The 18943-nt window shown below is 70.1% G+C and carries 20 protein-coding genes; 12 read left to right on the top strand and 8 right to left on the bottom strand.

Annotated features, from left to right (window positions below):
* Positions 1-94: 94 nt before the first annotated feature.
* The 6 genes from tilS (at position 95) to ACFC0D_RS04915 (ending at position 6205) form a co-directional block, all read left to right on the top strand.
* Complete coding sequence (gene tilS / locus ACFC0D_RS04940) at positions 95-1111, top strand: tRNA lysidine(34) synthetase TilS (RefSeq protein ID WP_376431081.1); 1017 nt, start codon at positions 95-97, stop codon at positions 1109-1111.
* 41 nt (positions 1112-1152) lie between these two features.
* A complete protein-coding gene (hpt, locus tag ACFC0D_RS04935; RefSeq protein WP_132917781.1) occupies positions 1153-1692 on the top strand; it encodes a hypoxanthine phosphoribosyltransferase in 540 nt (179 codons plus the stop codon).
* A 162-nt stretch (positions 1693-1854) separates the two neighbouring features.
* Positions 1855-3876 (top strand): ATP-dependent zinc metalloprotease FtsH, encoded by a 2022-nt coding sequence (ftsH, locus tag ACFC0D_RS04930; RefSeq protein WP_376431079.1) that lies wholly within the window; start codon positions 1855-1857, stop codon positions 3874-3876.
* A gap of 96 nt (positions 3877-3972) precedes the next feature.
* On the top strand, positions 3973-4578 hold the full coding sequence (gene folE, locus ACFC0D_RS04925) for a GTP cyclohydrolase I FolE (RefSeq protein ID WP_376431077.1): 606 nt from the start codon (positions 3973-3975) through the stop codon (positions 4576-4578).
* 71 nt (positions 4579-4649) lie between these two features.
* On the top strand, positions 4650-5642 hold the full coding sequence (locus ACFC0D_RS04920; RefSeq protein ID WP_376431075.1) for a hypothetical protein: 993 nt from the start codon (positions 4650-4652) through the stop codon (positions 5640-5642).
* Positions 5643-5677: 35 nt separating this feature from the next.
* A complete protein-coding gene (locus ACFC0D_RS04915; protein ID WP_376431073.1) occupies positions 5678-6205 on the top strand; it encodes an SMI1/KNR4 family protein in 528 nt (175 codons plus the stop codon).
* Here ACFC0D_RS04915 and ACFC0D_RS04910 read toward each other — a convergent pair.
* The 6 genes from ACFC0D_RS04910 to ACFC0D_RS04885 all read right to left on the bottom strand — a co-directional run bounded on the left by ACFC0D_RS04910 (position 6202) and on the right by ACFC0D_RS04885 (position 11124).
* The gene (locus ACFC0D_RS04910; protein WP_376431071.1) at positions 6202-6690 is read right to left on the bottom strand and encodes a DUF3180 domain-containing protein; all 489 of its coding nucleotides are present in this window, start codon (positions 6688-6690) and stop codon (positions 6202-6204) included. The two genes, ACFC0D_RS04915 and ACFC0D_RS04910, sit on opposite strands and share 4 nt — an antisense overlap.
* 49 nt (positions 6691-6739) lie before the next feature.
* Positions 6740-7339 carry a 2-amino-4-hydroxy-6-hydroxymethyldihydropteridine diphosphokinase gene (gene folK, locus ACFC0D_RS04905; RefSeq protein WP_376431069.1) on the bottom strand — a complete coding sequence of 200 codons (600 nt, stop codon included), beginning with the start codon at positions 7337-7339 and terminating at the stop codon, positions 6740-6742.
* Complete coding sequence (gene folB, locus ACFC0D_RS04900; RefSeq protein ID WP_158988273.1) at positions 7336-7695, bottom strand: dihydroneopterin aldolase; 360 nt, start codon at positions 7693-7695, stop codon at positions 7336-7338. The genes folK and folB overlap by 4 nt, the downstream gene beginning before the upstream one ends.
* Before the next feature lie 203 nt (positions 7696-7898).
* A complete protein-coding gene (locus tag ACFC0D_RS04895) occupies positions 7899-8357 on the bottom strand; it encodes a nuclear transport factor 2 family protein (protein WP_376431066.1) in 459 nt (152 codons plus the stop codon).
* Entirely contained in the window at positions 8354-9151 is a 798-nt protein-coding gene (gene folP / locus ACFC0D_RS04890; protein ID WP_376431277.1) for a dihydropteroate synthase, read from the bottom strand. Before folP ends, ACFC0D_RS04895 begins: the two co-directional genes overlap by 4 nt.
* Positions 9152-9291: 140 nt before the next feature.
* Positions 9292-11124: a phosphatidylglycerol lysyltransferase domain-containing protein gene (locus ACFC0D_RS04885; protein WP_376431064.1), complete on the bottom strand. Its 1833-nt coding sequence runs from the start codon at positions 11122-11124 to the stop codon at positions 9292-9294.
* A 175-nt stretch (positions 11125-11299) separates the two neighbouring features.
* Here ACFC0D_RS04885 and ACFC0D_RS04880 point away from each other — a divergent pair, with 175 nt between their 5' ends.
* Positions 11300-12412 carry an alpha/beta hydrolase gene (locus ACFC0D_RS04880; RefSeq protein WP_376431275.1) on the top strand — a complete coding sequence of 371 codons (1113 nt, stop codon included), beginning with the start codon at positions 11300-11302 and terminating at the stop codon, positions 12410-12412.
* Here the strand turns inward: ACFC0D_RS04880 and ACFC0D_RS04875 are convergent.
* Complete coding sequence (locus ACFC0D_RS04875; protein WP_376431062.1) at positions 12399-13496, bottom strand: ABC transporter ATP-binding protein; 1098 nt, start codon at positions 13494-13496, stop codon at positions 12399-12401. The genes ACFC0D_RS04880 and ACFC0D_RS04875 overlap by 14 nt on opposite strands.
* Positions 13497-13638: 142 nt before the next feature.
* On the opposite strand from ACFC0D_RS04875, the gene ACFC0D_RS04870 reads away from it, so the two are divergent.
* From ACFC0D_RS04870 to ACFC0D_RS04850, 5 genes are all read left to right on the top strand, one after another.
* The gene (locus tag ACFC0D_RS04870) at positions 13639-14325 is read left to right on the top strand and encodes an ABC transporter permease (RefSeq protein WP_376431059.1); all 687 of its coding nucleotides are present in this window, start codon (positions 13639-13641) and stop codon (positions 14323-14325) included.
* A gap of 1 nt (position 14326) precedes the next feature.
* Positions 14327-14989, top strand: coding sequence for an ABC transporter permease (locus tag ACFC0D_RS04865; RefSeq protein WP_376431057.1), 663 nt, complete (start codon positions 14327-14329; stop codon positions 14987-14989).
* A gap of 26 nt (positions 14990-15015) precedes the next feature.
* Positions 15016-15999, top strand: coding sequence for an ABC transporter substrate-binding protein (locus tag ACFC0D_RS04860; protein WP_376431055.1), 984 nt, complete (start codon positions 15016-15018; stop codon positions 15997-15999).
* 131 nt (positions 16000-16130) lie between these two features.
* Positions 16131-17132, top strand: a complete 1002-nt coding sequence (locus ACFC0D_RS04855; RefSeq protein WP_376431053.1) for a hypothetical protein — start codon at positions 16131-16133, stop codon at positions 17130-17132.
* Complete coding sequence (locus ACFC0D_RS04850) at positions 17129-17611, top strand: GNAT family N-acetyltransferase (RefSeq protein ID WP_376431051.1); 483 nt, start codon at positions 17129-17131, stop codon at positions 17609-17611. The genes ACFC0D_RS04855 and ACFC0D_RS04850 overlap by 4 nt, the downstream gene beginning before the upstream one ends.
* A 39-nt stretch (positions 17612-17650) precedes the next feature.
* On the opposite strand, the gene ACFC0D_RS04845 is transcribed toward ACFC0D_RS04850, so the two are convergent.
* Positions 17651-18793: an NADH-quinone oxidoreductase subunit D gene (locus ACFC0D_RS04845; RefSeq protein WP_376431049.1), complete on the bottom strand. Its 1143-nt coding sequence runs from the start codon at positions 18791-18793 to the stop codon at positions 17651-17653.
* Positions 18794-18943 lie beyond the last annotated feature (150 nt).

The raw sequence follows: 18943 nt of genomic DNA, 5'->3' as shown, positions 1-18943 counted from the left end.
GTCACCATCGACGCACTCTGAGTGACCGAAACCCCTCTTCCGACCGTTAAGACTCCGACCGAGGCACCCCACCCCATCACGAAGGGCACCGGACATGGGTCCCCATCCTGCGGTCGCGGCGATACGCCTGGCGGTCCGCCGCGTACTCCACGACGTCATCACCGAGCACCGGACAGACCCCGCCGCGACACCCGACAAGCACCCCCTCGTGCTTGTCGCCTGCTCCGGCGGCGCCGACTCCATGGCGCTCGCCTCCGCACTCGCCTTCGAAGCCCGCAAACTCGCCGTCCGCGCCGGCGGCATCACCGTCGATCACGGCCTCCAGGACGGCTCCGACCAGCGAGCCACCGAGGTCGCCGGACGCATGGCCGCACTCGGCCTCGACCCCGTCGAAGCCGTCACCGTCACCGTCGGCCGCGAAGGAGGACCCGAAGCCGCCGCCCGCGACGCCCGCTACGCCGCCCTCGACGACGCCGCCGAACGCCACGGCGCCACCGCCGTCCTGCTCGGCCACACCCGCGACGACCAGGCCGAAACCGTCCTCCTCGGCCTCGCCCGCGGCTCAGGCATCCGCTCCCTCTCCGGCATGGCCGCCGTCTCCGGCGCCGCCGGACGCTACCGCCGCCCCTTCCTCGAGCTCGACCGGCAGACCGTCCGCAAGGCCTGCGTCGCCCAAGAACTCGCCGTCTGGGACGACCCCCACAACGCGGACCCCGCCTACACCCGCTCCCGCCTCCGCCACGAAGGCCTCCCCGCCCTCGAGAAGGCCCTCGGCAAAGGCGTCGTCGAAGCCCTCGCCCGCACGGCCCAGCTCTCCCGCGACGACGCCGACGCCCTCGACTCCTGGGCCGCCGACGCGGAGACCTCCGTACGCGACGAAGCCGGCCGGCTCGAATGCGCCAAGCTCTACGGACTCCCGCCCGCCGTCCGCCGCCGCATCCTGCGCCGCGCCATGATCGCCGAAGGCGCACCCGCCGGATCCCTCTTCGCCCGCCACATCGAAGAGGTCGACAGGCTCATCACCGGCTGGCGCGGCCAAGGAGCCATCAATCTGCCCGGCCGCGTCGAGGCACGGCGCCAGGGTGGCAGACTGGTCATTCGGCAAGGCTGACGCAAGCTGCAACGAAAGTGACCCGGGTGAACGAGAAGGACATGGGCACCGACCTCAAGTCGGTGCTCATCACCAAGGAAGAGATCGACGCGAAGCTGGCCGAGCTGGCCGCGAAGATCGACGCGGAGTACGCGGGCAAGGACCTGCTCATCGTCGGCGTCCTCAAGGGCGCCGTGATGGTGATGGCGGACCTGGCGCGCGCGCTGTCCACCCCCGTCACCATGGACTGGATGGCCGTCTCCTCCTACGGCGCCGGCACCCAGTCCTCCGGCGTCGTGCGGATCCTCAAGGACCTCGACACCGACATCAAGGGCAAGCACGTCCTGATCGTCGAGGACATCATCGACTCCGGCCTGACCCTGTCATGGCTGCTGTCGAACCTCGGCTCGCGCGAACCGGCCTCCCTCGAGGTCTGCACCCTCCTGCGCAAGCCGGACGCCGCCAAGGTCGCCATCGACGTGAAGTGGATCGGCTTCGACATCCCCAACGAGTTCGTCGTCGGCTACGGCCTCGACTACGCGGAGAAGTACCGCAACCTCCCCTTCGTCGGCACACTCGCGCCGCACGTCTACGGGGGCTGAAGCCACGGGAACCCGTACCGCCCTCCCGCCGTTGGAGCAAGGGAAGGCGGTCACGGGTCCCCGTGCTGAGGTACCTTCCGAAGAACAGCTTTTTCTCACAGCAGCTCTCACAGCAGCATTTACCTACGGGCAGGAGGGACGGAGCGTTCTCGCTCCGTATGGATGGACGTGAAGCGATACTTCCGTGGGCCGGTCATGTGGATCGTGCTGGCCGTCCTCGCCGTGGTCGTGCTGATGCAGGTCGTCGGCTCGTCCGAGGGCTACAAGACGGTGGACACCAGCAAGGTCGTCCAGGCGATCAATGACAAGCAGGCCGACCAGGTCAAGCTGACGACCGGCGACGAGCAGGTCATCAAGGTCGAGCTCAAGAAGGGCGCCGACAAGGACAAGTACGGCGGCAGCACCAAGATCCAGGCCAGCTACATCGGTGACCAGGGCGCCAACCTGACCACCACGCTCCAGGACCAGGCCGCCTCCGGCGCCCTGGACAAGGGCTACACCGTCTCCCCGGAGCGCCAGAGCCCGTTCCTGTCGGTGCTGCTCTCGCTGCTCCCCTTCGTTCTCATCGTGCTCGTCTTCCTGTTCCTGATGAACCAGATGCAGGGCGGCGGCTCCCGAGTCATGAACTTCGGGAAGTCCAAGGCCAAGCTCATCACCAAGGACACCCCGAAGACCACCTTCGCCGATGTGGCGGGATCCGACGAGGCCGTCGAGGAACTCCACGAGATCAAGGAATTCCTCCAGGAGCCGGCGAAATTCCAGGCCGTCGGCGCCAAGATCCCCAAGGGCGTGCTGCTCTACGGCCCGCCCGGAACCGGCAAGACCCTCCTCGCGCGCGCCGTCGCGGGCGAGGCCGGCGTCCCGTTCTACTCGATCTCCGGCTCCGACTTCGTCGAGATGTTCGTCGGTGTCGGTGCCTCCCGTGTCCGCGACCTCTTCGAGCAGGCCAAGGCGAACGCCCCGGCGATCGTCTTCGTCGACGAGATCGACGCCGTCGGCCGTCACCGCGGTGCCGGTCTCGGCGGTGGCCACGACGAGCGCGAGCAGACCCTCAACCAGCTCCTCGTCGAGATGGACGGCTTCGACGTGAAGGGCGGCGTCATCCTGATCGCCGCCACGAACCGGCCCGACATCCTCGACCCGGCGCTGCTGCGCCCCGGCCGATTCGACCGGCAGATCGCCGTCGACCGACCGGACATGCAGGGCCGCCTCGAGATCCTCAAGGTCCACCAGAAGGGCAAGCCGGTCGCCCCGGACGTCGACCTCGGCGCCGTCGCCCGACGCACCCCCGGCTTCACCGGTGCCGATCTCTCCAACGTCCTGAACGAAGCGGCGCTCCTCACCGCCCGCTCGGACAAGAAGCTGATCGACAACCACTCACTGGACGAGGCGATCGACCGTGTGGTCGCGGGCCCGCAGAAGCGGACCCGGATCATGTCGGACAAGGAGAAGAAGATCACCGCCTACCACGAGGGCGGCCACGCCCTCGTCGCAGCGGCCTCGCCGAACTCCGACCCCGTCCACAAGATCACCATCCTGTCCCGCGGCCGCGCCCTGGGCTACACGATGGTGCTCCCGGACGAGGACAAGTACTCGACCACCCGCAACGAGATGCTCGACCAGCTCGCGTACATGCTGGGCGGACGCGCGGCCGAAGAGCTCGTCTTCCACGACCCGACCACGGGCGCGGCGAACGACATCGAGAAGGCCACGGCCACCGCACGCGCGATGGTCACCCAGTACGGCATGACCGAGCGGCTCGGCGCCATCAAGTTCGGCGGCGACAACACCGAACCGTTCCTCGGCCGTGAGATGGCGCACCAGCGCGACTACTCGGAAGAGGTCGCCGCGCTGGTCGACGAAGAGGTCAAGAAGCTCATCGAGACCGCGCACAACGAGGCGTGGGAGATCCTCGTCGAGAACCGCGACGTTCTCGACAACCTGGTCCTGCAGCTCCTGGAGAGGGAGACGCTGGGCAAGGAGGAGATCGCCGAGATCTTCGCCCCCATCGTCAAGCGCCCGGCCCGCCCGGCCTGGACCGGCTCCTCCCGCCGCACGCCCTCGACCCGCCCGCCGGTGCTCTCCCCCAAGGAGCTCGCACTGACGAACGGCGCGAACGGCAGCGCGCCGGTGGAGACCACGAAGGCGATCGAGGTCGCCCCCGAGGAGGCCCCGGAGGCCTGACCTCCACCACCCCGGAATGGAAGCCGCGCCCCCACAGGTTCTAGCCTGTGGGGGCGCGGCCATTTCGCGCCAAGAGTCATATGGAACGAGGCACTGATGACCGACCCGGTGACGCTGGACGGCGAGGGCACGATCGGCGAGTTCGACGAGAAGCGCGCCGAGAACGCCGTGCGGGAGCTTCTCATCGCGGTCGGCGAGGACCCCGACCGTGAGGGTTTGCTGGAGACCCCTGCGCGCGTTGCGCGTGCATACAGGGAACTGCTGTCAGGGATGCGTCAGGAGCCTGAGGATGTTCTGACCACGACGTTTGACATCGGGCACGATGAAATGGTCCTCGTGAAGGACATCGAGCTGGTTTCCTTCTGTGAACATCACTTGCTCCCGTTCCACGGTGTGGCGCATGTGGGCTACATCCCGGCGGAAAGTGGAAAGATCACGGGGCTCTCGAAGCTGGCGCGCCTGGTCGACGTCTTCGCTCGGCGTCCACAGGTGCAGGAGCGTCTGACGACGCAGGTTGCCGATTCGCTGATGAAGATCCTTGACGCGCGTGGAGCGATCGTCGTGATCGAGGCCGAGCACATGTGCATGTCGCTGCGCGGCATCCGCAAGCCGGGCGCGAAGACGACGACCTCGGCGGTGCGTGGTCAGCTGCGTGACGCTACTACACGTGCCGAGGCCATGTCCCTGATATTGGCACGTTAAGGGCGCTCTTTCCGTACTGCCCCATACCGTCCTTGATCGGTGGAGTTGGTCACTGATCGGGGAGGATCGGTATGGGGTACGGGCTTTCCAGCAAGCAGCTGGTGAACCTGGTTGAAGGCTGCGTTCAGGCGAAGAACGTGGCTCCCGGCAGCGCGATGTGGACGCTGGACGGCGACCGGACGGTGCAGACCACGGTCGTAGAGGTAACGGCGGTGAAGGCGCGCACGGCTGTCGAGGTGGTCACGGACCACATGGCGTTCATCAGCAGCCCGGATCTACTGCTGGCCACGCCAGATGGGTGGACGCCTGCTGGGGATGCGGCTGGGACGACGATCGGCTGGACGCCGGCACGGAAGCTGTGCCGGGAGCGGCCGACGATCAGGTCGGGCTACGAATTCGGCTACTTCGTGGGTGCCACGTGTGCCGATGGCACAGTGGGCAAGAACTATGTGTCGCTGGTCGTGAACGAGGAAGACTTCGCGACCCGGTACGCGACCGCGCTCACAGCCTGCACGGGCCTTCCCGCACGTCTTGAGGCGGTGACTCGGCCGTCCGGCTATCTGAAGCGGGATCTGCCGGGCTTTCGTGTGCGGGTGGTCTCCTCGTACCTCACCGACGCGATGCGGCACTACGTGGGCGGGGACGCCCATCACATGCGGCAGCGCTTTCCGCGGGTGGTGCTGCGGGACATCGAAACGTTCAACGGGTTCCTCGACGGATACGTCGACGGTGACGGTTGCCGCATCAAGCGCTGGCCGGCACGCATGATCGTGAGTGCCAACGTCCCGTTCCTCGCGGAGCTGGCACGGATCATCGGCGCGCGGTTCACCCCTTCGAAGCGTGGACTGGCCTCGCGGCTTGTCGTGACCGATCGCTGGCGGAGCCGCGGCACCTTCGTCCCCGAGCACCACCCCATCGACCCTCCGGAATCCTCCTGGATCCAGGTCCACGAAATCCGCCCCCGCCCCGCTCTCGGCACGAAGCCCTTCACGTTCTACAGCTACCGGCTCGAACCCCACCCCACGTTCCTGGTGAACGGTCATCTCGTGCGTGAGCCCTGGTAGGCCGCTGTGTCAGCGGCGGCCGTTAGCCTGCGCGGATGATCGAGACGACCGGCGACGACCGCCGTTTTCCTCCCGCGCTGGCCGATGTCGCCCGGGCGGAGTTCGACTACGACGAGGGCGAGGGGGTCGACTTCGAGCCGTACGACGCCTTCGACTCCGCCGAGGAGACCACCGACTGGCTGCGGCACTGGACCGGTAACCACGAGCTCGACGGCGGTGCCTACCGGGTCTTCGGGCAGGACGGGACCGGCGGGCTCGCCGCCGTCTGGTGCGTGCGACCGGGGCGGTCGCTTGCCGAGCAGCCCGTGGTGTTCATGGGGTCGGAGGGGGAGCGCGGCGTGGTGGCCGGGAGCCTGTCCGACTTCCTGTGGGTGCTGGCCGACGGCTTCGGGCCCATGGAGGCCGCTCTGTACGTGGAGCGCGGGGCGCGGCCCGACGAGGCGCTGGCCGAGCTGGCGGGGCGGCATGCCACCACCCCGCGCCGGGGCGCCCGGGAGATCGTCGTCGAGGCCCGGGCCGAGTTCCCGAGCTTCTCCGACGACATCGACGAACTCTGCCGCTAGGCCACCGGCGCTGCGCCCTTGCCGTTGTGGTCCTCGTCCTCCGGGAGTTTGCAGACGCGCTCCAGGAAGAGGGCCGCCGCGATCACGGCGATGCCTGCCAGGACCGAGAAGCCGGCGTAGATCGCCTGGTCGCGTCGGGCCGGGATGTCCAGGGAGCCGAGGAGGAAGACGCCCGTGCCGCCGTACATGCCGGCGACCAGGGCGGCGACCAGGGCGCTCGCCTGGCCGAAGACGACCGCGCGGGCCGCCATGAGCGGCTCGACGCCCTTTGCGCCGGGGCGGCGCTCGCGCTGGGCCTTCAGGCGGGAGCGGATGGAGAGTGCCGTCGCGGTCAGGACGACCGCGATGGCCGCGAGGACGATCGGTGCGGCGAGCGGCACGCTGGGCAGGGTGCCCACCGCGTCCCAGAGGCGTGCTGCGCCCCAGGACAGGATTCCGGCCACGACGAACAGTCCGGCGAGAACCTTGAGCCGCAGTTGTTTCACCGGGTGTCCTTCGTGTCGTCGTGGGGGCGATGCTCCACGAGCGTAACGACTACTCGGGCAGACGGAGTTCCAGGTCGACGCGCGGCACGACGCCCTCGTTGCCGATCGCGGTGAGGAGGTCGGCGACGGGGCCGTGTCCGGGCAGCTTGGCCTCGGGGTCCACGTCGTGCCAGGGGGCGAGGACGAAGGCGCGCTGGTGGGCGCGGGGGTGCGGGAGCGTGAGGACGGGGTCGTCGGAGACCACGTCGGCGTAGGCCACGATGTCGACGTCGATGGTGCGTGCGCCCCAGCGCTCCTCGCGGACGCGGTGGAAGGCCTCCTCGACGGCGTGGGCGCGCTCCAGGAGGGAGCTGGGCGGCAGCGTCGTCTTCACGAGGGCGACCGCGTTGAGGTAGGAGGGCTGGGAGCCGGGCTCGACGCCCCAGGGCTCCGTCTCGTAGACGGGGGAGACGGCCTTGACCCGGAGGCCGGGGGTGTCTTCGAGGGCGTCGACGGCGCCCTGGAGGGTCTCCAGGCGGTTGCCGAGGTTGGCGCCGAGGGCGATGACGGCCCACTTGGGGTTGGAGAGCGTCACGTCGGCGGCGTCGACCGCTTCCACGACGGAGGCGGGTACGGGCTGCACGGTGGGGTCGCTGTGCGTGCTTTTCATACTCGGCTCCGGGTGATGGTGATGGTCACGTCGTCGAAGGGGACCGTGATCGGTGCGTCCGGCTTGTGGACGACGACTTCGACCTCCTGGACGCCCGCGTGCTTGAGGCACTGCTGGGCGATGCGTTCGGCGAGCGTCTCGATCAGGTCGACGGGCTCGCCCTGGACGACATCGACGACTTCCTCTGCGACGACGCCGTAGTGCACGGTCTTCGTCAGGTCGTCGTCGGCTGCCGCGGGTCGGGTGTCCAGGCCCAGGACGAGGTCCACGATGAAGGTCTGGCCTTCTTCGCGTTCCTTGGGGAACACGCCGTGGTGTCCTCGGGCCTTGAGGCCGCGCAGCGCGACACGATCCACGCGAATCACTCCTGCTGTCGTAGTTCTTGTGGCCACGCAGCCGGGTGCGGACGGCCGGGTGTCCAGCATCGAATCTACCTGCGAGCACCGACAGCGCTTGCCCACGGGGGGCTGCGGCGAGGGCCACAGGGGCTGGGTGCGGCCCCTACCCAGAGTGCTGGATTCCAATCCCCGGGGTCACCCGAAAGGACCGGGGAACCCTGTCAGGAGCCGGATTCCTCGTCCTCTTCGTCGTCCGTTTCGGTGAGGACGGGGGAGCCGTGGTGGGACCAGATCCGCCAGCCGTCGAATGTGCGGCGGAACACATTGGTGGCGACGACGAGCTGACCCACGAGGGGTCCGAGTTCGGCGCCGTCCTCGGCGGGTCCGCCGCTGAGGATGTTCTCGGTGCAGGTGACGACGGCCACGTCGCCGGCGAGGGAGACCTTGGTGTCGGTCAGGAAGAACTGGATGTATTCGGTGTTCGCCATGATCAGGGCGTACGAGCGGAGTACCTCGCCGCGGCCGGAGAGTACGGGCCAGCCGGGGTGGACACAGCTGATGGGGGTGGCGCCGTCGTCGAGCCAGAGCTCGGAGATCTCCTCGAAGTCGCCGCGTTCCATCGCTTCGTAGAAGGCGGTGTTGGCGGCTTCGACCGCTTCGGTGTCGGTCTGGTGGGTCACGCGGCTCCCTCGACGGCTCTGGCGACCCGGACGGCGTCGGCGGTGGCTCTGACCTCGTGGACGCGGACGGCCCAGGCGCCTTCGTGGGCGGCGATGGCGGAGACGGCGGCGGTGGCGGCGTCGCGTTCGCGGGCGGGGGGTGGGGTGGCGCCTTCGCGGGTGAGGACGTGGCCGAGGAAGCGCTTGCGGGAGGCGGCGACGAGCAGGGGCCTGCCGAGGGCGCGGAGTTCGGGGAGGTGGGCGACGAGGGCCAGGTCGTGGGGGGCGAGTTTGGCGAAGCCGAGGCCGGGGTCGATGACGATCCGTTCGGGGGTGACGCCGCCTTCGACGACGGCTTCCATGCGCTGTCGGAGTTCGGTGACGACTTCGTGGACGACGTCGTCGTAGACGGCGAGGCTGTTCATGTCCTGGCTGAAGCCGCGCCAGTGCATGACGACGAAGGGGACTTCGGCGGCGGCGACGGCGGGGACCATGTCGGGGTCGGCGAGGCCGCCGCTGACGTCGTTGACGAGGGCGGCGCCCGCGGCGACGGCCGCGTGGGCGACGGAGGCGCGCATGGTGTCGACGGAGACGGTGACGCCTTCGGCGGCGAGGCCGCGGACGACGGGGACGACCCGGCGGAGTTCTTCCTCCTCGTCGACGCGGCTGGCGCCGGGTCGGGTGGACTCGCCGCCGACGTCGACGAGGTCGGCGCCTTCGGCGACGAGGTGGAGCCCGTGTTTGACGGCGGCCGTGGTGTCGAACCAGCGGCCGCCGTCGGAGAAGGAGTCCGGGGTCACGTTCACGACGCCCATGACCGCGCAGCGGTCCCACTCCGGCAGGCCCAGGGCCGTGCCCCGACCGATCAACGTACTCATATGTCCAGACTAGGGGCTGCTCGCGTCGCCGGTGCCGGGTCGGGGGCGCGTCCCGGTCGGGGGCGTGCGGGCCGGGGTCAGGCCGCCCGGGCCTCGCGGTCGGGCTGGGGGGTGACGATGTGGGCGCAGGGGCGGGGTTCGGCGGCGGGGCGGCGGCGGGCGAAGGGGCGGGGCAGTGCGAGGTCCACGAAGCCTTCGGCCTGCATGGCGGCGAAGCCGATGCGGGGCAGGTCGCGGCTCTTGCGGTAGACGACGAAGCGGGGTTCCCAGCGGGGCTGGAACTTCGCGTTGAACTTGTACAGGGATTCGATCTGGAACCAGCGGGAGAGGAAGACGAGGAGTCCGCGCCAGAGCCTGAGGACGGGGCCCGCGCCGATCTTCTCGCCGCGGGCGAGTGCGGAGCGGAACATGGCGAAGTTGAGCGAGACGCGTTCGATGCCGAGGCGGGGGGAGTCCTGGAGGGCGGCGACGATGAGCAGTTCGTTCATGCCGGGGTCGGCGGAGCGGTCGCGGCGCATGAGTTCGAGGGACATGCCGTCGGTGCCCCAGGGCACGAAGTGGATGATCGCTTTGAGGTCGCCGTAGGCGGAGTCGGGGTCGTCCTTGTGGGCGGTGGCTATGACCGCGTCTCCGTCGCCGGGGTCGCCGATCCGGCCGAGTGCCATGGAGAAGCCGCGTTCGGTGTCGGTGCCGCGCCAGTCGGCGGCGGCGCGGCGGACGCGGGCGAGTTCGCCGTCGGACAGGTCACGGACTCGGCGGACCTTGGTGGTGTAGCCGTTGCGCTCGATCCGCTTCACCATCTGGCGCACGTTGCGCATGGCGCGCCCTGAGAGGGAGAAATCCGCGACGTCCACCACCGCCTCGTCGCCGAGTTCGAGGGCGTCGAGGCCGGTCTCGCGGGTCCAGACCTCGCCGCCGGTCTCGGAGCAGCCCATGACGGCGGGGGTCCAGGAGTGGGCCTTGGCCTCGTCCATGAAGCGGTCGATGGCGCCGGGCCAGGCTTCGACGTCGCCGATGGGGTCGCCGCTGGCGAGCATGACGCCGGAGACGACGCGGTAGCAGACGGCGGCCTTGCCGCTGGGCGAGAAGACGACGCCCTTGTCGCGGCGGAGGGCGAAGTGGCCGAGGGAGTCGCGGCGGCCGTGCTTGTCGAGGAGGGCGCGCAGCCTGGTCTCGTCGTCCTCGGTGAGCCGGGCGGCGGGGTGTTCGGGGCGGAAGGCCAGGTAGATGGTGGTGAGGGCGGTCAGCATGCCGAGGGCGCCCAGGGAGTAGCCGACGGTCCAGTCGACGTCGTTGGTGTAGCCGACGGGGCCTTCGAAGCCGAAGAGTCCGTACAGGACGTGCTCGAGGCGGTCGGTGAGGCCGGGGCTGCCGATGACGCGGCGCGGGTGGGCGCTGACGATGACGAGGCCGAGGGCGATGGAGCCGGCGCCCATGAGGACGAAGTTGGCGAGGGCCTTCCAGCGGCTGCGGGGGTCGGGCAGGGCGGCGAACTGGCTTCGGTGGCGCAGCAGCAGGGCGAGCAGCGCGAGGGAGAGCAGGGCGCCGAGGATCGAGTGGCGCCAGACGAATTGGGCGGTGGCGCCGAGCGGCAGCAGGACGACGGCGGCTCGCCAGGCGCGGCGCTTGTGGCGCTTGAGGCCGTGGGCGAGCAGGAGGAGCAGGACGCCGGCGCTGAGGGAGAGTGCCGCCGAGAGTGGTCCGAGGGTGCCGGGCAGGACCTCGGCGATGGCGTGCATCCGGCTGGCCCGGAAGCGCGGGAAGACGCCCGCGGCGATGTCGATCAGGCCGACGAGGGTGCAGGCCGTACCGACGAGGGCGGGGACCTTCTCGGGGCGCGGTCCGCGCAGAATCCGGCGCACCCGATCCGGAACCGATCCTGATTTGTCCCCATCTACCGTGACAGACATCGCTTCCCGTGCTTCCCGTGGCTCCGCGAAAGGTTGGATCCGGCGGCCGCGCGGTGGTCAGGGGCGGGCCGTGCCGGAGGTTTTGCGCCTTCTAGGACGGCATCGCGGGGGAGTGGGTTCATTCGGGCACAGGAAATTCTCAGTAAGCGTGATCAGGAAGAGGGCGCGGGCGCTCATGGGTCTCACCAGCAACAAGGTTCTGGCGCTGGCCGTCGTGGTGGCGGTGGTGCTGTTCGTGGCCACGATCTGGCTGTGGCCGCGGCTGTCGCGCGGCGGTTTCCGGTCGGTCCTCGGCCGGATCGGGCTGCTGCTCGCCACCCAGCTCGCGCTGTTCGCCTCGGTGGGGCTCGCGGCGAACAACTCGTTCCTGTTCTACGGCTCCTGGGCCGACCTGTTCGGTCAGGAGCAGGATCTGGGGGTGGTCGTCGACCACTCGGCCGGTTCCAAGGACATCAAGGTCGTCGGCACGCAGGCGGTGGATGTGCCGGGTGGCGGCCGCCCCGCGGTGGGCGGTCAGATCCAGAAGATCGTCGTCGCCGGCGAGAAGTCGAAGATCGACTCTCCGGCCTATGTGTATCTGCCGCCGGAGTACTTCCAGAAGGAGTACGCGAAGAGCACGTTCCCGGCCGCGGTGGTGCTGACGGGCTACCCGGGCACGGCCGAGAACCTTCTCAAGGGGCTGAAGTACCCGAAGACGGCCTTCCTCCAGGTCAAGGAGAAGAAGATGCGGCCGATGATCCTGGTGATGCTGCGGCCGACCGTGGCGCCGCCCCGGGACACCGAGTGCGTGAACATCCCCGGCGGGCCGCAGACCGAGACCTTCTTCGCCGAGGACCTGCCCAAGGCGGTCTCGGAGACGTACCGGGTGGGCACGAATGCGCGGAACTGGGGCTTCATGGGGAACTCGACCGGCGGGTACTGCGCCCTGAAGATCGCGCTGCACCATCCGGACCGGTTCGCGGCGGGCGCCGGTTTCTCGGCGTACTACAAGGCGGCGGAGGACGTGACGACCGGCGATCTCTTCCACGGCGACGGTGCGGCGCGCAAGCGGGCCGACCTGCTGTGGAGCCTGGACCACGCGCCGCAGGGGAAGTCGTCCTTCCTGGTGACCACGTCGAAGGAGGGCGAGGGGAACCGTCGGGCGACTCTCGACTTCGTCAAGAAGGTGAAGGCCCCGGCGCGGGTCTCCTCGATCACGCTCGACAGCGGTGGGCACAACTTCAACACCTGGAACCGGGAGATCCCGCCGGGTCTCGTCTGGATGAGCGGGCGGCTCAGCGCGAACTGACCGAGGTCTCCTCGGTGTCCTCGGCCGCTTCGGTCGCCGCGCGCAGTGCCCGGTGGACGCCCGCGGGGGTGAGGACGCCGGCGAACCGGCCGCCGTCGGCCGGGTCCGTGACGGGGAGCCAGCCGGTGTCGTGCTGGAGGAGCGCGGCCAGTGCCTCCCGGAGGGAGGCGCCGAGCGGGACCGGCTGCGGCGCGGGGCGGGTGCGGCCGGGCTCGTCCGCCGACACCCAGCCCTCCGGCCGGCCGTCGGCGTCGAGGACGACGGACCAGGGCGCGTCGGTCGGGGTCTCGCCCGTCCGCAGGACCGGAGCCTTCTCCAGGGCGGAGGGGTCGACGGGGGTGACGGAGAGCCGCTTGAGGCCGCGGTCGGCGCCGACGAATTCGGCGACGTACGGGGTGGCGGGGGCCCCGAGGACCCGGGCCGGGGTGTCGAACTGCTCGATCGTGCCCTGTCCGTAGACGGCGATCCGGTCGCCGAGGCGGACGGCCTCCTCCAGGTCGTGGGTGACCAGCAGGACGGTCTTGCGGACCTGCGACTGAAGTTTGAGGAACTCGCTCTGCAGGCGGTCGCGGACGACGGGGTCGACCGCGCCGAAGGGCTCGTCCATCAGGAGCACGGGCGGGTCGGCGGCGAGTGCGCGGGCCACGCCGACGCGCTGGCGCTGACCGCCGGAGAGCTGTTCCGGGTAGCGGTCGCCGTACTTCCTCGGGTCGAGGCCGACCAGGTCGAGGAGTTCGGCGGCGCGTGCGCGGGCCCGGGCGCGGGGGGCGCCGAGCAGGTGCGGGACGGTCGCGGTGTTGTCGAGGACCGTGCGGTGCGGGAAGAGCCCGACCTGCTGGATGACGTAGCCGATGCGGCGGCGCAGCCGGACCGGGTCGATCGCGGATATGTCCTCGCCGCCGAGGAGGATGCGCCCCTCGGTCGGTTCGATGAGCCGGTTCACCATCTTCATGGTCGTGGTCTTGCCGCAGCCGGACGGGCCGACGAGCGTGACCAGTTCCCCCTCGGCGACCTCGAAGGAGAGGCCGTCGACGGCCGTCGTGCCGTCCGCGTACCGCTTGGTCACCTGCTCGAACCGGATCATGGTTCCCCATTCTGACGTCTGGTGGACGGGTCTGTGTGAAGGGGGTGTTGCCGCCTTGTGGCGGTCCTCGGCGATTGTCGGTGGCGGGGGTTAGGGTCGCTGGACATACGTTCGGCAGGGCGGGCGACCGGGGGGAGGGCACATGAGCGCGTCGAATTGTCTGGTGACGAACGACTGGATCTGCGGGGAGTATCTGCGCACCCGCAGCGAGGAGTTGACGAGTGCGTTGCTCCAGCATGTGGGGATCACGGTCGTGTCCGTCCTGATCGGGCTCGCCGTCGCTTTTCCGCTGGCGCTGCTCGTGCGGGCCCGTCCGCGCCTCGCCGGGCCGGTCCTCGGGCTCACGACGCTGCTGTACACGATTCCTTCGCTGGCGATGTTCTCGCTGCTGCTCCCGTTCCTCGGGCTCTCCGCGGCCCTGGTGGTGACCGGACTCGTGCTGTATTCGCTGACGATTCTCGTTCGGAACATCCTGGCCGGCCTGGAGGCGGTGCCGGCCGAGACGCGAGAGGCCGCGCGCGGCATGGGGTACGGCTCGGGCCGGCTGCTGTGGGAGGTCGAACTGCCCCTCGCCCTCCCGGCCCTGATGGCCGGCGTGCGCATGGCGACGGTCTCCACGATCGCGCTGACGACGGTCGGTTCGATCGTCGGCCGTGGCGGGCTCGGCAATCTCATCGAGGACGCGCTGCCGACGTTCTTCAAGGCGCAGGTGCTCGCCGCATCCGTGTTGTGCGTGCTCCTCGCGGTGACCGCGGACCTGCTGCTCCTCGGCGTGCAGCGGCTGCTCACGCCGTGGACCCGCATACGCGCCACGGCGGGGGGTGCGTGACATGCAGGTCATGGCGGACGCCTGGAGCTGGCTGACCACGGGCGCCAACTGGGCCGGCGACGGCGGGGCGTGGCACCGGCTCGGTGAGCATGTGTACGTGAGCGGGCTCGCGCTCCTGCTGGCCTGCGCCGTCGCGCTGCCGCTGGGGCTCGGGCTCGGACACCTCGGCAAGGGTGGCGCGATCGCCGTCAACGTCTCCAACGCCGGCCGGGCGATCCCGGTCTTCGCGGTGCTCGCCCTGTTCATGGTGTCGCCGCTGCGCAACGCGGGGTACGTCCCGACGGTGATCGCGCTGGTGCTGTTCGCGGTGCCCCCGCTGCTCACCAACGCGTACGTGGGGATGCGAGAGGTGGACCGGGCGGTGGTCGAGGCGGCCCGGGGAATGGGCATGTCGGGCGGACAGCTCTTCCGGAAGGTCGAACTGCCCCTCGCCCGCCCGCTGGTCATGACCGGCCTGCGGTCGGCGGCCGTGCAGGTGGTCGCCACGGCGACCATCGCGGCGATGGTCGGCCAGGGCGGCCTGGGCCGGATCATCACCGCCGGCTTCAACACGTACAACACCCCGCAGGTGGTCGCGGGCGCGCTGCTCGTGGCGTTGCTCGCCCTCCTGGTGGAGGCCGTGCTGGTGGGGGCGGACCGGCTGCTCGGCCGCAGGACGCGGTGACGACGGAACGGTGAACAACGAATGGGATGGGTGATCTCGTGAGCAGGATCTCGCGCACCGCGGGTGCGGTACTGGGCGTGGCGGCACTGACCGCCGGGCTCGCCGCGTGCGGCGGCGACAGCCTGGAGAAGAGCAACGCGCCGACGACGGGTTCGGGCAAGGGCAAGGGCTCGCTCGTCGTGGGCGCCGCCGCTTTCACCGAGTCCAAGGTGCTCGCCGAGCTGTACGCACAGGTGCTGAACGACGCCGGATACTCCGCGAGCGTCACCACGGTGAAGAACCGTGAGCTGTACGAACCCTCGCTGGAGAAGGGTGAGATCGACGTCGTACCGGAATACGCGGCGACGATCGCGGAATTCCTCAATGCCAAGGTGAACGGTCCGAAGGCGCCCGAGGAGAAGCCGGTCGCTTCCGGGGACGCGGCGGCCACGGTGGAGGCGCTGAAGAAGCTCGCGGAGCCGCGCGGACTGAAGGTCCTCGCGTTCGGTGAGGCGGTCGACCAGAACGCCTTCGCGGTGTCCAAGGAATTCGCCGAGAAGAACAAGCTGACGACGCTTTCGGATCTCGGCGCGGCCAAGTTGAAGGTGAAGATCGCGGCCGGTGACGAATGCGAGATTCGGCCGTTCTGCGCACCGGGTCTGAAGACGACGTACGGGATCGACGTGACCGGGATCGACCCCAAGGGTGTGGGCACGCCGCAGTCCAAGCAGGCGGTCAAGGACGGCGTGGACCAGCTGGTGCTGACCACCACGACGGACGCGACGATCGACAGTTTCGGTCTGGTCTTCCTGACCGACGACAAGAAGCTCCAGAACGCCGACAACGTGCTGCCCGTCGTCAATGCCAAGGACGCCGGATCGCCGGAGATCGCCGCCGCCCTCGACAAGATCACAAAGGTCCTCACGACGGCCGATCTCGCCGAACTGAACCGCAAGGTGGACGCGGAGCGGGCCAAGCCCGGAGACGTCGCGAAGGCCTATCTGGAGTCGAAGGGGCTGGTCAAGAAGTAGGGGCCGGGTAAGGGGAGTCGGCCCGGTCCGGTGGGGGTGTGGGCCCGGCGGTGAGAACGACGGCGAGAAGTGGCCAAGAGATTGCCGGGCCGACACCCCATACAGCGCCTACGCACGGTAAATTTCAGGCCATGCCACGTGGACGCCACCGCCATTCACCTCCTCTGCACAAGCTCCTGCCGCCCTCGGCGGTCGCCGGAGCGTCGGTCGTCTGTGCCGCGGGCGCCTGGCTGCTCGCCGATCCCATGGCGCTGCGGCTGCTCGTGGCGGCGGCCGCGGCGGCCGCGGTCACTGGTGGCGTCATCATGCGCAGTTGGGACCGGAGCGCAGGTCGGCAGGTCGCCGAGCTGAACCGGGCCCGGACCGCCGACGAGTGGAAGACCGAGGAGCGGATAGCCGAGCTCGAGGCCGACCTCGACGAGTCCCGCGAGCTGCGCGCCAAGCTCGACGCGAAGCTGCGCGCCAAGCGGGTCGAGCTCGCCGGGCTGCGCGGTGAGCACGCGGCGCTGCTGCGCCGGTACGCCACCGCCGAGACCGAGCGTGCCAGCGCCCTGGAGGGCCGCCGGCAGCTCGCCCTGGAGTCGGCCGCCCCGGCCAAGGAGCTCCCGGCCTCCGGGTCCACGCCGACCCCGGCCGCATACCGCGAGGCCGCCGAGGCCCTGCGCAACCTGGCGCGCAACGCCGCCGCCCAGGAGGCCCGCCGCACGGCCGAGGCCGCCCGCAGCCGCGATCTCGCCGAGCGCGCCCGGGAGACGGAGGAGCCGCAGGGGAAGCACGCGGCGGCCGCCGGCACCGAGCAGCACGCTCGCCCGTCGACCGCCGTGGTGCCCGCGCCCTCCGCCCTGCCCGCCGTCCGGCCCGTCCCGGCCGCGTCCGCGATCGTCCCCTACGCGGCCCGCCGTGCCCCGCGCCCCGAGGGAGGCTTCGACTTCTTCGGCATGCAGAAGGCGGCGGCCGCCATCGAGGCCGTGCAGGACGCCGACCTCGCGGACGTGGTGGGCGAGGAGGTCCTGGCGACCGTCGCCCGGCGCACCCCCGAGCAGCGCGCGATCGGCCAGGTCATCGACCTGACCGCGCACGACGAGACCGAGCAGATCGACGTGGCGGAGCTGCGCGGAGCCGTCAACTCGTGACGCTCCGGGCGCTCGCCGCCGAGGAAGTGACCGCGCTGCGGGACGAGTTGATCGCCCTGTGCGCGCAGGCCTTCTGCGGACCGCCCTGGCACGAAGCGCCGCGCGGGGCGCTGCGGACGGTGGAGCGGCTGCTCGGCCGGGCGGCCGGACCGGAGCCCGGCTTCCGCTGCGTCGCCTCGTTCGACCCCGACGGCGCCCTGACCGGGTTCGCCGCCGGCTGGCTCGACAACGCCCTCTCCGGCGCGGACGAGACCTTCGAACTCGCCGAACTCGTCGTCGCCCCCGCCCACCAGGGCCACGGTCTGGGCCGCGCCCTGCACGACACCCTCCTCGCGGAGACCGCCGGCCCCCGTCTGCTGATGACGCTCGACGTCCCCGAACTGCGCGAACGCTACGAACGCTGGGGCTGGAGCGTGGTGGAGCGGCGGCGCCCGGAGAAGGAACCGAACGACTTCGTGGTCATGCGCGGCAACGACTGACCAGGCGGAGAGGACCGGCGCCCGGCGCCCGACTAGCGGCTACTTGTCGATGTCGCCGACGACGAAGAAGAGCGACCCCAGGATCGCCACCATGTCGGCGACCAGCGTGCCCGGCAGCAGCTCGGTGAGCGCCTGGATGTTGTTGAACGACGCCGAGCGCAGCTTGAGGCGGTACGGCGTCTTCTCGCCCTTGGAGACCAGGTAGTAGCCGTTGATGCCGAGCGGGTTCTCGGTCCAGGCGTACGTGTGGCCCTCCGGCGCCTTGAGCACCTTCGGCAGCCGCTGGTTGATCGGCCCCGGCGGGAGGTCGTCGATCCGGTCGAGGCAGGCGTCGGCGAGGTCCAGGGAGTTGTGGGTCTGCTCCAGGAGGCACTCGAAGCGGGCGAGGCAGTCGCCCTCCTTGCGGGTGACGACCTTCAGCGTGTCCTGAATCTCCCCGTAGGCCAGGTACGGCTCGTCGCGGCGCAGGTCGAAGTCGACGCCGGAGGCGCGGGCGATGGGCCCGGAGACGCCGTACGCGTGCGCAGTCTCCGGCGTCAGGACGCCGACGCCCCGGGTGCGGCCGCGGAAGATCTCGTTGCCGAGGACCAGCTTGTCGTACACGTCCATCCGCGACCGCACGTCGGCGACGGCCGCGCGGGCCCGGCCGAGCCATCCGGCCGGAAGGTCCTCCTTGAGGCCGCCGACCCGGTTGAACATGTAGTGCATCCGGCCGCCGGAGACCTCCTCCATCACGGCCTGGAGCTCCTCGCGCTCCCGGAACGCGTGGAAGACCGGGGTGATGCCGCCCAGTTCGAGGGGGTACGACCCCAGGAACATCAGGTGGTTGAGCACCCGGTTCAGCTCGGCGAGCAGGGTGCGGGTCCAGACGGCCCGCTCGGGGACCTCCATGCCGAGCATCCGCTCGACGGCCATGACGACACCGAGCTCGTTGGAGAACGCCGACAGCCAGTCGTGGCGGTTGGCGAGCATGATGATCTGCCGGTAGTCGCGCGCCTCGAAGAGCTTCTCGGCGCCGCGGTGCATGTACCCGATGACCGGCTCGGCGTGCTGGATGACCTCGCCGTCGAGTACGAGGCGGAGGCGGAGCACACCATGGGTCGAGGGATGCTGCGGCCCGATGTTCAGCACCATGTCGGTGCTCTCCGCCGCCCCGCCGATTCCGACCGTCGTCTCCGTCATGGGGCCAGTATCCCTGCCGGGCCACCCGCCGTGGGAACTCGTCCCACAGGCCGGTCCCCCTCCCACCGCGGTCCTCACGCCGCTGCGGGCATCCGTTCCGCCGGGCAGGGGTCCCGCCGGACATAGTCCGGGGAGCGTGGGCACAACCCA

The organism is Streptomyces sp. NPDC056222, from assembly GCF_042264065.1.
GTDB lineage: Bacteria > Actinomycetota > Actinomycetes > Streptomycetales > Streptomycetaceae > Streptomyces.
The sequence above is the reverse complement of the archived record's forward strand: the minus strand, read 5'-3'. Positions and strand labels throughout refer to the sequence as shown.